Annotated in this window: 17 protein-coding genes; 7 read left to right on the top strand and 10 right to left on the bottom strand. The window is 55.2% G+C overall.

All coding sequences use genetic code 11. From position 1 onward, the window contains the following. Positions 1 to 3: 3 nt before the first annotated feature. From ACMGFG_RS15485 to ACMGFG_RS15470, 4 genes are all read right to left on the bottom strand, one after another. Positions 4 to 1,293, bottom strand: a complete 1,290-nt coding sequence (locus tag ACMGFG_RS15485) for a PD-(D/E)XK nuclease family protein (protein WP_436931227.1) — start codon at positions 1,291 to 1,293, stop codon at positions 4 to 6. A gap of 210 nt (positions 1,294 to 1,503) precedes the next feature. Then, positions 1,504 to 2,304, bottom strand: a complete 801-nt coding sequence (locus tag ACMGFG_RS15480; protein ID WP_436931226.1) for a uracil-DNA glycosylase family protein — start codon at positions 2,302 to 2,304, stop codon at positions 1,504 to 1,506. A 65-nt stretch (positions 2,305 to 2,369) separates the two neighbouring features. Then, a complete protein-coding gene (locus tag ACMGFG_RS15475) occupies positions 2,370 to 2,783 on the bottom strand; it encodes a TRAM domain-containing protein (protein WP_436931225.1) in 414 nt (137 codons plus the stop codon). A 97-nt stretch (positions 2,784 to 2,880) separates the two neighbouring features. Next, positions 2,881 to 3,030, bottom strand: coding sequence for a DUF7837 family putative zinc-binding protein (locus ACMGFG_RS15470; protein WP_436931224.1), 150 nt, complete (start codon positions 3,028 to 3,030; stop codon positions 2,881 to 2,883). A gap of 872 nt (positions 3,031 to 3,902) precedes the next feature. On the opposite strand from ACMGFG_RS15470, the gene ACMGFG_RS15465 reads away from it, so the two are divergent. From ACMGFG_RS15465 to ACMGFG_RS15445, 6 genes are all read left to right on the top strand, one after another. Continuing rightward, complete coding sequence (locus ACMGFG_RS15465) at positions 3,903 to 4,316, top strand: hypothetical protein (protein WP_436931223.1); 414 nt, start codon at positions 3,903 to 3,905, stop codon at positions 4,314 to 4,316. Between the two features lie 620 nt (positions 4,317 to 4,936). Further along, positions 4,937 to 5,227 carry a PadR family transcriptional regulator gene (locus tag ACMGFG_RS15460; protein ID WP_436931222.1) on the top strand — a complete coding sequence of 97 codons (291 nt, stop codon included), beginning with the start codon at positions 4,937 to 4,939 and terminating at the stop codon, positions 5,225 to 5,227. A 63-nt stretch (positions 5,228 to 5,290) separates the two neighbouring features. Next, positions 5,291 to 6,280 carry a DUF7983 family protein gene (locus ACMGFG_RS15455; RefSeq protein ID WP_436931221.1) on the top strand — a complete coding sequence of 330 codons (990 nt, stop codon included), beginning with the start codon at positions 5,291 to 5,293 and terminating at the stop codon, positions 6,278 to 6,280. 182 nt (positions 6,281 to 6,462) lie between these two features. Continuing rightward, complete coding sequence (locus tag ACMGFG_RS15450; protein ID WP_436931220.1) at positions 6,463 to 6,858, top strand: Ig-like domain-containing protein; 396 nt, start codon at positions 6,463 to 6,465, stop codon at positions 6,856 to 6,858. Between the two features lie 179 nt (positions 6,859 to 7,037). After that, positions 7,038 to 7,298, top strand: coding sequence for a DUF8139 family protein (locus tag ACMGFG_RS24280; protein ID WP_495849353.1), 261 nt, complete (start codon positions 7,038 to 7,040; stop codon positions 7,296 to 7,298). Positions 7,299 to 7,695: 397 nt separating this feature from the next. Then, the gene (locus ACMGFG_RS15445) at positions 7,696 to 8,067 is read left to right on the top strand and encodes a hypothetical protein (RefSeq protein WP_436931219.1); all 372 of its coding nucleotides are present in this window, start codon (positions 7,696 to 7,698) and stop codon (positions 8,065 to 8,067) included. 29 nt (positions 8,068 to 8,096) lie between these two features. On the opposite strand, the gene ACMGFG_RS15440 is transcribed toward ACMGFG_RS15445, so the two are convergent. The 6 genes from ACMGFG_RS15440 to ACMGFG_RS15415 form a co-directional block, all read right to left on the bottom strand. Continuing rightward, on the bottom strand, positions 8,097 to 9,041 hold the full coding sequence (locus ACMGFG_RS15440) for a tyrosine-type recombinase/integrase (protein ID WP_436931218.1): 945 nt from the start codon (positions 9,039 to 9,041) through the stop codon (positions 8,097 to 8,099). Between the two features lie 16 nt (positions 9,042 to 9,057). Continuing rightward, on the bottom strand, positions 9,058 to 9,441 hold the full coding sequence (locus ACMGFG_RS15435; RefSeq protein WP_436931217.1) for a hypothetical protein: 384 nt from the start codon (positions 9,439 to 9,441) through the stop codon (positions 9,058 to 9,060). A gap of 171 nt (positions 9,442 to 9,612) precedes the next feature. Next, a complete protein-coding gene (locus ACMGFG_RS15430) occupies positions 9,613 to 10,266 on the bottom strand; it encodes a DUF2238 domain-containing protein (RefSeq protein ID WP_436931216.1) in 654 nt (217 codons plus the stop codon). Further along, entirely contained in the window at positions 10,263 to 10,901 is a 639-nt protein-coding gene (locus tag ACMGFG_RS15425) for a hypothetical protein (RefSeq protein ID WP_436931215.1), read from the bottom strand. The genes ACMGFG_RS15430 and ACMGFG_RS15425 overlap by 4 nt, the downstream gene beginning before the upstream one ends. A gap of 93 nt (positions 10,902 to 10,994) precedes the next feature. Continuing rightward, a complete protein-coding gene (locus tag ACMGFG_RS15420; RefSeq protein WP_436931214.1) occupies positions 10,995 to 11,303 on the bottom strand; it encodes a DUF7116 family protein in 309 nt (102 codons plus the stop codon). 180 nt (positions 11,304 to 11,483) lie between these two features. After that, positions 11,484 to 11,723 (bottom strand): DUF5816 domain-containing protein, encoded by a 240-nt coding sequence (locus ACMGFG_RS15415; RefSeq protein WP_006884524.1) that lies wholly within the window; start codon positions 11,721 to 11,723, stop codon positions 11,484 to 11,486. Between the two features lie 170 nt (positions 11,724 to 11,893). Between ACMGFG_RS15415 and ACMGFG_RS15410 the strand changes: the two genes are divergently transcribed. Next, positions 11,894 to 13,249 (top strand): bifunctional metallophosphatase/5'-nucleotidase, encoded by a 1,356-nt coding sequence (locus tag ACMGFG_RS15410; protein WP_436931213.1) that lies wholly within the window; start codon positions 11,894 to 11,896, stop codon positions 13,247 to 13,249. Positions 13,250 to 13,309: the final 60 nt, after the last annotated feature.

Genomic DNA, 13,309 nt, shown 5'->3' with positions numbered 1-13,309 from the left:
GTTCTAAGAATCAATACGTTCGTCTTTGACGTTCGCCACCGCTTCATCGAGTATCTCACCTACGACTTCAGCGACTGGAAGGTGCTCCTCGAACGCAACAGCAAGGGTCTCGAAATAGCTCTCGGGAAGATTCGCCTGGTCTACGTCGTATGTTTTCCGCATATAATCGCGCTTGTTTCCAACGTTGGTTATCCCACGCTCATCTAAGACCGGTTCCAGCTTCTCTTGGTATTTCCCGTTGTAGAGGCGGTGGAACTCTTCCCGTAGTTCGACGCTCGTCGGGGACCGAAGTCTGTAGGTCAGTTGTCCCCGGGCGAATGACTCCTCGTTGCGTATGAGGTGATTGAAATGGAGACGAAGGCCTGTACTGCCCTGTGTTTCCTGGGCGTTGGTTGTCGGTTCGAGATTCTCGCTATCCAGATACCAGCCGTGTTTGAAAATGCAACCGAACCGCTTGGGATTATCTCGGAGCGTCCACTCGTCTGTCCACACATCACCATCTATGTGAGCTATGAACAGCTCGGGCCAGTCCTCAACCGCCCGCTGACGGAGTGCTTCTGCGGCGTTGTACAACTCGTCGATGTCATCTCTGTACTCGTTGAGAAGCTGGACCTTCTCTTTCTGTATCTGTTCGAAGTCGTCTTCTTCCATATTGGTCACCGTGATTATCGTGGACAGAAAATCTTCGAGCTGGCTGACGCTTCGTTCGGGATATCGGCCATGAGAAAGATTCAGTTCACTCTGGAACGCCTCAACCACATCTCGCCACGGAAGGTCCTCAAATCCACAGGCAGACGAGTCAGGCGCATATTCTTTTGAGAGGAACAGGTAGTATCGCCCGTCCTTAGGGTACTCGTCTTTCTCCTCGTTGCCGATGTGCGTATCTTCAACGTATCGCTGTGTTTGCTGGTCACCTTCGGAAGCGTCTACCTTCGATTCGATACAGACAAACCACTCATCAGGAGCGCGAATCAGAATATCGAGTCGGTTACTCTGTGGTGAGGTGACTTCCGTTTCGACCGAAACCCGCTCAATGTCGCGGTGGTAGTATTTAATCTCGTCATCCGTCATCTGTCCCGCTTTGTCGAGGAATGCTTTGAGCAGGTCAGCACCGAACCCGTGTGGCTGGGACGGGTCGAGAAAGTACGCTAGCAATGTATTCCACTTCTGTTCGGCCCTTGCGGAACCGAGTATCCGGAGCATCGGTTTCGGCGGTTCCGTCACCTCCGGTAGGGCTTCGAGCGAGGTCCGGAGTTCCCGAAATCGGTCTGTCAACTCTTCACCAGTCGCCATACCCCTATGATACTCCGGGGGTGTGATAAAATCTCACTGCGTTCTTCGTGTTTGCCTCGTCCATCTGGGGGAAAGAGTTGAGAACAGCCTCAGATTACTCCTTGTAGTCTCCAATAGCGCCCCTCTGCATCTTGTTCTGTGACGACTTTCTACACACATCAACCACTGTGAACGAATCGTGTAGGTCTATACGGTCTATCTGTTGTGCCCTCAGTTTGAATGACTCTCTTGAACAACTCTCACTTTTTGAGCTAATTCTTCCCAATACTCATAACGACTATCGAAATCACCGACTTGAGAATAGCTACGATACACGGTACGGAAATGATAAGATGGAATCACCGGTAGTAACTTGCCATAGCTCTCGAAAACATCAGATTCTTCGGGTGAAATTATATTTTTGAATGCCCCAGTTATACGAATATCATAATCTAGTACTTTGATAGTTTCTCGGAAAGCCATCTTCCCTAATGCGACTATTACGTCAGGGCTTAACTCAGACAGTTGTTGATTCAAATATGAACGACATCTATATCGGGCTGCATGATTCTCGACACAGGCATCCTCTTTAGGATAAATATCTGCACATTTTTTCGCATTTGTATAGTGTATGTCTTCAAGTTTAACTACTTCACCAGCTTCGTTCCGCTGCAGGCTACCTCCAAGAGTTCTAAAGAAGTTTGCTGGGATTTGACCACTACCATTTCCAACGAGCCAATCGATGCTCCGATTCTCTACAGCTAATTTATATGGCTTTTCTAATTCGCTAGGGTGGTTTGTGGGACTATCCTTGTATCGGCGTTTTACATCTCCAATCTCTGAATCACTTGGATGGTTATCTCCAGGTGTATCCGCCACTAGTAGTACATCGGGATTGGTATCGTTACTATAGCCCTCGGTCTCGATTGTCTTAGGAGAAAAGTATCCACCACAATCTCGATTGGGACACCCTTCACAAGGCCCATTATCCGATTTCCAATTCTCCCATATTTTACGGCCGGTATTTTTCATTGTCCTCTGTCATGTCAGAGTAGAATTTTATCAAACCTATGAATCACTCCCAAAGAAGATGGGTGTTAGTCGTAATAATCCATACGCTCCACCAATTCCGCGAAGGCCACATTCTCACGTACGCCAGTAATCTCAATAGTGACTCGCTCCCCCTGTTCGGTGTCGGGGACAATAACAACGAATCCCCGCTCAACACGAGTGATACCGTCACCCTGTTCGCCGATGTCTTCTATTTCGACATCTCGGCGTTCGCCCTCTCCGACCGGTGGCGTTTGTGAACTGCTTTTGCGCTTTGGTTCGGTAGCTGGCCCGACGGTCTCCTGGTTCGACGCTGACGGCAAGAGTGCCACTCGATACGTCTCGTCTTGCTGTAAATCGCCAAGTTGAATCTCCTGCTCCGGTATCTCGATAACGTACGACCCGTCCTGTTCACGAATCTGGGCAGAAAACAGACATCGAAGTTGGTCCGAAATTTCCATTGATATGCTTCTTAGAGGAGATACAAGAGGCAGAACACTTGATTCTGCCGTCTAACCGCGGTCTGTATAGGGCGCAGGGAGTTCTAACGCTCGGCAATCACTCCGGACTAATTACGTCCTCGCAACTGGGACACTCAGCCCAAATCCCGGTCGTTCCATTGTCCTTCTCGTATTCGACGAGCAGCCACGCCCTCGAAATGTGCTCGCCACAGTCTGGACAGCGACCGAGTGACGCGTCACTGTTCATGCAAAGGGGGAGGGAGCGTGTGACATTTCCCTCCGAACAGAACTCCGCAATCCTTGAATGTAAGCCTTTGGCGGGTTTGCGGGTCGGACACACCGAGTTTCCGCTAAAACGAGTTGTCCGCCACTATTAATTCGCCGCCACCTCTAAGACGAGGAACGATGGGTGTCCGCACAGTCCTCACCCGACTATTCCCAGGTGGCCAGTCGGATGTGATAGTCGAATGCCGCCACTGTGGGGCGACGATGAACTCACCGGGTGAGGAGTGTCCAGAGTGCGGTGCGACGGAGTTTTGTCGTTACGAGATTCCGCAATAGTCGTCTTCTCCCGAACATCGACTGGAATTCACCCTGTCGTATCTCTTGACTGGATTGTCTGATTGAAGAGCCAACGGCCCGGAATCCGTAGCTGACTTCGGGAGAATCCCCAGCTACGTCATGATTCGGGCAGGTCGAGCCGTTGATTCGTATATGCACCCACCGGGGTAGCTAGAGTTACCGTCTCTACATGATACCACTTGGCGATGAGGTTCGAGAGCGGTATCGATGGCAATCTCAAGGGGTGAGACGCCGGGAAACTCCCACCCACGATGGACGCATCTCTCTGTGATTCACTCACACACTTAATGATTATGATAGTCTTGTAACTCACCTTCCGTGGCAACCCCAGCAAGACAGCTTTTCGCTCCTTGGAGACAAGGTACCAGGGTGTCATAGACCGGCTGGTGCATCCTCACTCTTTACTTCTCGAACCGCTCAGTGCAGGGGATAGACCTAACGCTCAGTGAGGGGCCGCAAATCAATGGGTCTACGACGAAGTCCCGAGAGGGACTGTGTTGACACAACGTATTTTTGACTCCCGATAGAAGACCCACCATGGCTATCTCGCAGGCCCGTTCCAAATCCCTCTTATTGGGTCAGGATGCCACTGTTTCGCTTCGGGGAGTTGCGGTGGCAGTTGGCTTGTTCGTGGCCGTCTTTTCGGTTATGAGCCTCTGGTTAGACCAATCAATCTCGGTTATTGGCTCAGTTTTCTACGTTCTACTCTTCCTGTTGCTCGTTCTTGCGAGCGTGGTCACCTACTACAACGAGGGATTGCTTATCGCACTTCTCCTGACGGTTTGTCCCACGTATGCGGTTGCGATTCATCTCGTACACGTCGGTTGGACCGGACCGACCCCCTATCCAACAGCCGTAGTTATGGCACCGCCGTTAGCACTCCTCTTTGGTATCCCTCTCGGACTCATCGGTGGGGTGCTCGGCCTCGCGGCGAGACGATACACCGACTAACTCATAGACACGGACTGATAGGTTCGCACGCATACTGAGCAGGTGATTCATCTCTAACAGACTTGAAATCAACCACCTTGTGAAGTGTTCTATGATACCCTGTCTCTGCCCCTCGAAAAACCAACGGCCCGGAAAAAGGCTGACAGTGGCGGACGGGGGCAGTCCCCACCGTCAGCACTTCGGGCAGGTCGAGCCGTTGATTCGGAAAGCGCCCAAAGGGGTGAATAGATTATCCGTCGTACTGGACGACAGCGTTCATGTGGGGGGTTGGGGGAACGGTGTCGATGGCAATTGGGGTGTGACGACGGGTCACCCACACCCACGTTGGACGCAATTCAAGGCAGGGATTATCACACAAGTACGTTTCGAAATGCCACCACAACTGTATACTACTACTCGACTCTGTTCTGTTGAATACCAGTGGTTAGATACTGTGACAGAATGAAATCTACTTGTGACCGGTTGAGAGCCGCGGATTCGAAACAATATCCCGGTATCTCTGCTCAGAAGGCAGTATACGACATAGTATATTCTCCGTAGTCCACTACGATACCATCGTTCGGGCGATGATTTCCCTAAAGTGCGACAAACTTAATCGTTTGTATATAAATCATACAAGAATGTACGACCTCACTGGCTTCCAGCGCGACCTCCTGTACGCGATTGCTGGTCAAACGGAACCCCATGGACTCGCTATCAAAGAAGAACTTGAAGACTACTACGAGAAGGAAATTCATCACGGGCGACTGTACCCGAATCTCGACACACTGGTGGACAAGGGACTCGTGGAGAAGGGACAGAAAGACCGACGAACGAATGTCTACTCGATAACCCGGCGCGGTCAACGTGAAATCGAAGCCCGGCGCGAGTGGGAGAATCAATACGTCGAGGAAGACGCCCTCACGGCGTAATCTGACTGTCGAGAACAGTTCTTGACAACGAATATTTTATTCTCTCTTCCCCTACCAGCTCACATGACCTTCAGCTCCACCTGGCATCACCTGCTCGAAAATATCGAGGAACTTGCTCAAGACGCGATGCTTGTCACCCCACTTTCACGCAAGGCGTTCGGGGTTACAGACGTTCAGGAGTATCGCATCCTTATCCGATATCGGGACGACGACGAAACCATTCCACTTCAGCGCGACCAGTTCGAGACACTTTTTCGCCGCATCGAAGACGCCCAGGGTGAATTTGAGCTAGACCGTTTGCCACCGAACGCGGAACCCTACGCGGCGGTTTTGAGTCTCCATCCACGCTACGAGGTGGACGACCACAAAGGGACGCTAACCAAAAGCGAGACACCGACAGGCTCGCCGCTGGTGGAAGCCCAAGAAGACACTGACGACGCCGACAAAGAGCGTGAGGAACCCGATGTGGCAGTCTACAGTGACGCCCTGTTGCTTATCGACGCCCTCGAACGCCATGATGTGACCACGCCCGAAGATGTAGAGACGCCTGCTCTGGTGAACCTCTACACCTTGCTATCGGACGTACAGCGCAATGCAAACGACCTCCGTCAGGACGTGCGGAGCGTCCTTCTTGACCGATTACATCATGACCAACCCGTCAGTGGCCAGTTTGGCTCCGTCCAACGGATGAGCCGTCGGAACCGGTCGTTAAAAGACGACGAACTCGTATTGAATGCTTTCGAATCCGCCGGGATTGACCGCGAACGGTTGACTACGGTAGACTCAAGCAAGGTAGACGAAGCGCTTGATGTGACCGAACTCTCCGAAAGCGACGTGTATGAAGTCGAAGAGACTGAGTATGTCCGGAAGGCCGATGTGGACGAGGAAGAGAAGGAAACCCGTCTTCAGGGACTCAAAGACCGGTTGGCCGAAACAGAGGGCGAGGAAGCCAACGAACTCCGTGAGGAAATCGAAGAACTCGAAGAGCGGATAGGGGAACTGACCGAGTTCCGGACCGGTCGGTCGTTCCACGAGTCGGCGACTGGCGGATAGGTACCCGTCACCGCATATATTCGAGAATTCAGGGTGTCATAGAAAGCTCACAAGACAGTTGATTTCGGGGCTGTTAGATGTGAATCACCTGCTCAGTATGCATGCGTATATAACACCAGGTTGAGCCAACCTACGATTGTACTATACAGAAGACACTTACTTAGCTGAGCCAGAAATTCGCTATGGATACAACACGGCGGGGATTTACCGTAGCAATTGTCTCGCTAGCGAGTTTGAGCGGCTGTTCAGAGGGGCTCCTGTCCGACGAAAATACGCCTATCGAAGATTTTGATGTCACTGATATCGAACTCGTAAATGAACAGGCCGAATCCATCGAAGTGACGGTTACGGCGACGGCGGACAGTGAAACTGAGTTCGACGAGACGGCCACCATTGAAGCGGAAGAGAATCGTATGTTCGACGACCCGCTGGCGGACGACACGAGCTATACCATAACAGTGACCGTGAACGACGAACTTAGTAAAGAGTACGACTGGTCGCCAGAAACAAGAGACGACTCAGGCGTGCGAGTGCTTATTGATAGTACTGAAATAGAGTTCGAAGGGATTACAGCATAATAATGGCGATAACGTAGTCTTGTCCGGTGTGACAGACTGCTACGTAGCTCCTCTGCACTAAGCATTACGTTTATCACCTGTACCGACCCCCTCTCTGGCCCTTTCGACCTACTCAGGCGGTCAGTAAAAGTGCGGATGCAACGATGGACTAATAGGTTTTCCCGATTCAAAACGGACCAATGGAGGACATCCCGCAACCGGCGAGTGATTCATATTCGGTCGGTGACCGGGTACAAATCTACATCGGCCCTGATGATACTGATTCTCGGTATCACGGAGTAATCTGTGAGATTATTGAAGTTCAAACGGATGACCTTGGTACGGAAACCGGTCGAACCACAGATGGATACTCGTACATTCTTCAAGACATAGAAACGGGCGAAGAGCTCCCAATTTCATTTCGTCACCATGATTTGGTACCGGTTGAAGCCACTCAGTAGTCCTATGTTAAGCGATTCGGGAGGTCAGGAGAGGGGTGTGCCAACCGTTCTATGACACCTTAGAGAATCTGTAAAATCTGAAAGTCGAGTTCTCCGAAATCCTTCCCGGTCTGTCCTACCTTCTCCCGCACTCCTTCTATGCGCTCGGTGTACTTATTCAGACGACTGGGAGGGTCTATGAACAGTTTCAGCGATGGTAACAGTGCGTACTATTCTAATTGGATTTTCGTAACTTAGAGAATTCGGTTTTTACAGTATTGATTTTCCATGATTGAGAGAGTATGGGAAATACAGTGTCTGTTTTTGAGTTCGTCCACAATATCGGAGATTTACACAACGATTCGGTTGGTAAATTCCTTAGATTTAAATACATCGTTCCAAATAGATTTAGTCGCAGATGACACCAAAACAATCTGTTCCCGAACCAGCATCGATTCGCAATGTGTTCACTGACGAGGAAATGAACCGAATCAATGAAATCGCAGAAGAATATGGAATCGAAACCGAGTGGACAAATGATGGCGTGAAATATATGCCACTGTTCGCAGCGAACAGTACAGAAATCTATGTCCCGGTGAATGCAGACAGAATGCACCAAATAGCTGTTGACATTCCACAAAAATATGGAGAATTCGTAGTAGACACGCATGAATATGAAGAACAAGAATACAAAAAGTCAGTTCCTGATATTCAGCATTGTTCAGACAAAGACAAGATGATGTTCGATGACTTCGATTCAGCAGTTGAAGAATTTAAAAGTAGATTCTGAATAGGTCTCACAAAAAATTATAGCGATTTTTACTGAATATCCAAATAGGTAGATACAGTTTGAGCGTCACTATGACCTAATCTCTCAGCAATTTCTTTTAGCCCGTGATTTTTGTCGTCTAACCGGATTCCTAGCGATTTCCTAAAGCTATGTGGTGTGATTTCAGCCTTCTTAGCGCCGTTCTGCATAGTTGAATAATCTTGAATATCTGCATCATCAGCGAGGTCTTTGATTGTTCGAGTAAGGTTGTGTGGTAAAGTGTGGTCACTCTTTTGCGTAACAAACAAGTAAGGGCTTGAGCGTCCGAATTTTGGACGGTAAGAGGAGAGGTATCTTTCTAACATAAATTTGAGTTCTAAGTCAAACCCGATTTCACGGGTGTGGTCATCTCGTTTTACGGTATCAACTTCCAATATTCTCTCATCTAAATCGATTCTCTCTACTTCTGATTTCGCTAACTCTTCTGCTCTCAGACCACATTGCCAAAGCATCTCAGTCATAAGCTCAGTACGGTGTGTAGGAGCAGTTTCCCGCATTTTCTCTTTTTCTTCTTCAGTAATAGGACGTGCTCCTTTTCCCAACCTCCCTTCTTCCTCAATGTCTTGCTTTTTCATCTCATCTTTGGCCACCTCAGTCCAAGACACTTCTCTAACTAGGCTGTTAGATGTTTCAGACAGTTGACTATCTGTAAAATTCGTAATTCCGTAGTACCTTTGCTTTATTGTATTTTTTGCGTAGCGGGTCCTAACAAGATATTTCAGATGTTCTTCGACGGTCTCGTCATTTACATTTGTTACTTTGTTAGCTTTCATCCAATCTATTAAATCTTCAACAGCTATTCTATCTCGTTTCGCTGTGTGTCCGTGTACTTCATCAAGATGTGATTCTAATAAGCCAGATAGATTTTCTTCAGGATAATAAGTAGTCAGTTCATCAATGATGTTATCTAAATCTCTGTCCTGAACTGCTGCCATTACTTCTAGACTAGCTTTATCCATCCGTCTCGCCCCCAGATGTAGACGCATCTATAGCAGATTCGAGAGTTGCTTCTAATTTTGATTCATCTATTATATCAGCATGAGTTTTTCGAACTTCTTCATGAGCCTCATCAATAGAATCTTTTATTTCTAATATACCTTCTAAAATTTGGTCTTGTTTTTGCTCTCCGTCCTCAAATCCTCCACTGATTTCTTTTGAGACTGCACCTCGAACTAATTCAGATATTCCATTGATTCCATGAGTGTTCTCCGCATATCTTTCCCAGCGAAGCTTTGTATCGGAATTCAGTCTAACTCGTACAGAAGTGTTCAGGTCATTCTCTTCATGGTTGTGAACTTCTAAATAGTCTACTTCGTCTTCGTCGTCTTCTTCCATATCACCATGTACGTACCAAAGGGTGATAACAATGTTGCAACTAGCCAGCGGTCAACTTCTTGAATACCATCGCGCTATGGGGTACGTCTCCACGGTACAAAAGGTTCGGCCGGGTGACAGTGGTCGAGGTCGAGCGGCGGCATCGGAGTCCGCGCGGGCGACCGCGGCCGCTCAGGCCGCCCGTTCGTCGAGGCGGTCCCGGATGTAGTGGGAGACGTCGTTGAGGTGGGCGGTCCCCCAGGTGGCGACGACGACGGCGCCGAGCGTGTTGTAGACGAGGTCCCACAGCGAATCGGTGAGCCCGTACTGGGTCAGGATCGTCTCGGTCCCGGCCATCGAGGCGACCACGCCGATCGTGAACTCGATGATCTCCCAGAAGACGCCGTACGCGAGGGTGAACAGGAGGATGAAGACGAAAATGAACCGGGGCGGGAGGCTGACGGTGTCGGAGTGCTCGTCGAGCGCGCGGACGGTGGCGTAGCCGACGCCCGCGACGACGGACGACGACAGCGCGTGGGTCATGTGGTCCCACCACCAGACGGAGGCGTAGAAGCTCTCGCCGCCGGTGCCGATCGTCCCGAAGGCGTGGAGGAAGACGGCGCTGGTGATCCACAGTGTCAGGCCGGCGTCCAGCGGGACGCCGTAGTCGCGTTCGAGCACCGGGACCAGTTGCGCGATCAAAAGCGCCACGCCGGCGTTGGCGATGATCTTCACGTTCAGCTTCCAGACGCCGTAGAGGAAGACGCCGAGCATGACCAGCTCCATCAGCCAGGTGAGCTGGCGCTGGCGTCGCGTCGAGATGCCGAGGCGGTCGCGGATCCTCACGCCGCCTCACCCCGGGTTCGGCCCTCGACCAGGGCCCGCCGCTTGACGTACACCTGGAAGACGAGCCCGGCGACCAGCCCCGCGATCCCGGAACCGACGAACTCGACCATCAGTTCGTGCTCGATGGCTTCGAGGTCGGCGTCGGAGAGGACGCCGTCGGGTCCGGGGTCGAGCAGCAGCGTCGTCCCCAGGTGCACGTCCGAGCCCCAGCGCGCGAGCGCCCAGAGACCGGCCGCCCCGAGCGTGGTGACGACGACGAACAGGACGGCGAAGCCGACGCTCATCTCGACGGGCGTGAACAGGTGGAGGTTGACCGCGACCAGGAGCGCGAGCGCGGCGATCGAGAGGTAGGTCGCGACGGTGCTGGTCACCTGTAGCGTCGCGACGGCCCGCCCGACGACCGGCAGCCCCGCGAGCAGGACGACCTCGGCGGGCGGCATCGCGCGCGGGGTCCGGCGTACCAGCCCCGGCAGCGCGACCACGACCCCGACGGTCGCTGCGAACGCCCCCCACAGGAGGTCGCCGGTGGCGACGCTCTCGATACAGACCAGGCCGACGACGCCGACCAGCACCCACGCGGCGCCGGCGTTGACCCGGGTGTCGGAAAGCAGCTCGCCGAGGTCCCGTTGTGCCATGCTACCCACAGGGATTCGGCTCCACCAAGGAAACGCTAACGGCTCCCAGTGATCGCCAGCGCGGGAGAACAGCGCCGAGGCCCCGCCGGCCGGTCAGGCCGCGTTGCGGTGGCAGGCGACCTCGTAGTCGCCGTCCTCGTCGACACCCATGATCGCCCACTCGTAGTCCGGGTCGGCCGCCTCGAGGCGGCGTTCGAGTTCGGGTACGTCCTCGGACCACGCGACGAAACACCGGTACTCCCCCGAGTCGGGCGTCTCGTCGAACTCCTCGGCCGGTGTGACGTGGACGACACGCCACTTCCGTTCGGCCAGGTACTCGCCGCCGCTGTCGGTCACCGTGTATCCGAGGTCCGCGAAGATCGACCGGGCCTTCTCGTCGAGGTGCTTGGTAACAGCCCTCATTCGTCCGTGGTTACCACGGGGTCCGGGATAAGTGTTCCTACGGTTCACAGTCGGCGGGAACGCCGGCCCGCCCCTCTCGGCCGGTAGCGCCTCGTTACGCGGGTCCCGACCGGGCCAGTCCGGCGTTGCATCGGCGCCAGTGCGGCGTTGCATCGGCGCCTGTGTGGCCTCACCGCCGCGTCACTCGTGGGCGGCGTCCCACTCGTCGGGTTTCTTGAGGTTGCCGCAGTCGTTGCACTTGATCCGCCCCATCGAGTCCATCGCCGTCCGGAAGGAGTCGCAGTTGCCGCAGAAGTACCCCCAGCGGCGCTCGCGGTCGGGCGTCCGGTAGACGACGAAGAAGGGGCCCTCCGCCCCGCGCTCGGCGTCCTCGGTGTCGACGTACAGCGTCTCCTCGTCGGGACCGGTCTTCGTCTCCATGTGCGGGGAGAGGGCCACGCCGCCCAAAGTCCTTCCGTCCGTGGCAGGAACCCGCGGTCGGGCCGGAGTCCGCCCCCTCCGGCGGCTGCCGCTGGGGTCGGATCCCGGTGTGTGACCGGTCGACCGGCCACCGAAGACGATATGGGGCCGTGGCGACTGCGATACGACGGATGTCGCCCCGCCTCCTCCACTACTCCGACGTCGAGAACGCCTACGACACGCCGGACCGGGTCGCCCGCGTGGCCGGCCTGCTGGCCGACCGGCGCGGGCCGGACGCGCTCGTCGCGGGCTCGGGCGACAACACCGGCCCCGGCGTGCTCTCGCTGGTCGCCGACGGCCGACAGTCGCTGGACTTCTTCGAGGCGGTCGACCCTCACGTCGAGACGGTGGGCAACCACGACTTCGACCACGGGTTCGACGCCCTCCGGGCGGTGATCGCCGACGCGCCACAGCGGTGGACGCTCGCCAACGTCGACCTGGACGGCGATCGGTTCGGCGCCGACGCCGGCGTCGAGGCCGGCGTCCTCGTCGACGTGGCGGACGCGACCGTCGGCGTCGTCGGCGTCCTCGACCCGGCGACGACGGAGATGACGCCCGGGACCGGGGCGCTGGAGTTCGACAACCCGGTCGAGGCGGTCGCCCGGGAGACCCCGCGGCTCCGCGAGGCGGGCGCCGACTACGTGGTCGCGCTCGCCCACACGAACGACGGGGACGCCCGCGCGATCGCCGCGGAGACGGGCGTCGACGCCGTGCTCGCGGGCCACTCGCACCACCAGCACGCCACCGCCGTCGACGGCACGCCGTTCACCCGCCCGGGCGCAACCGGGGCGTACGTCTACGAGATCGACCTCGACACCGGTGCGGTCACCTGCCACGACACGCAGGCGGCCGACCCCGACCCGGCGGTCGCCGCCGCGCTCCACGACCGGATCGCCGCCAACGACCTCGACGAGGTGGTCGCACACGTCGACGAGCCGGTCTCCCGGGACCGCGAGCGGCGCCTCGGCGGGGAGTGGCGGCTCGGCAACTTCGTCGCCGACGCCTACCGCTGGAAGACGGGCGCCGACGTAGCCATCCAGAACGGCGGCGGGATCCGCGAGGGGCCGCCGCTCTCGGGGGACGTGACGGTCGCGGACCTGATCAGCGTCAGCCCGTTCGAGGAGCCGGTCGTCGTCACCTCGGTCACCGGCGCGGCGCTCCGGTCGGTCGTGGCGGAGGCGGACGGCCGCGCCGTCGACGGCCTCGACGACTACTGGTACGGCCACGTCAGCGGTATGCGCGTCGCCGCCGAGGACGGCGGCTACGAGCCGTACGTCGACGGCCACCGGGTCGACGACGACGAGCGCTACACCCTCGCCGTCCCGAACTACCTGCTCGTCACCGACCTGGAGTTCCCCACGCTGACCGAGGATCACGCCGTCGAGCGCCACGGTCTCCAGTACGAGATCATCGTCGAGTACGCCCGCGAACACGGGCTCGACGCCCCGCTGGAGGGGCGGATCCCCGACGCCGCGGGCGCCGACTGAACCTTCGCCGGGGGCCGCTCCGAGACCCGGCGTTCCCAATGGAAAGGTTCAGGCGGAGGG

This window comes from Halosimplex halobium, from assembly GCF_051414055.1.
GTDB classification, from domain to species: Archaea; Halobacteriota; Halobacteria; order Halobacteriales; family Haloarculaceae; genus Halosimplex; species Halosimplex halobium.
The sequence above is the reverse complement of the archived record's forward strand: the minus strand, read 5'-3'. Positions and strand labels throughout refer to the sequence as shown.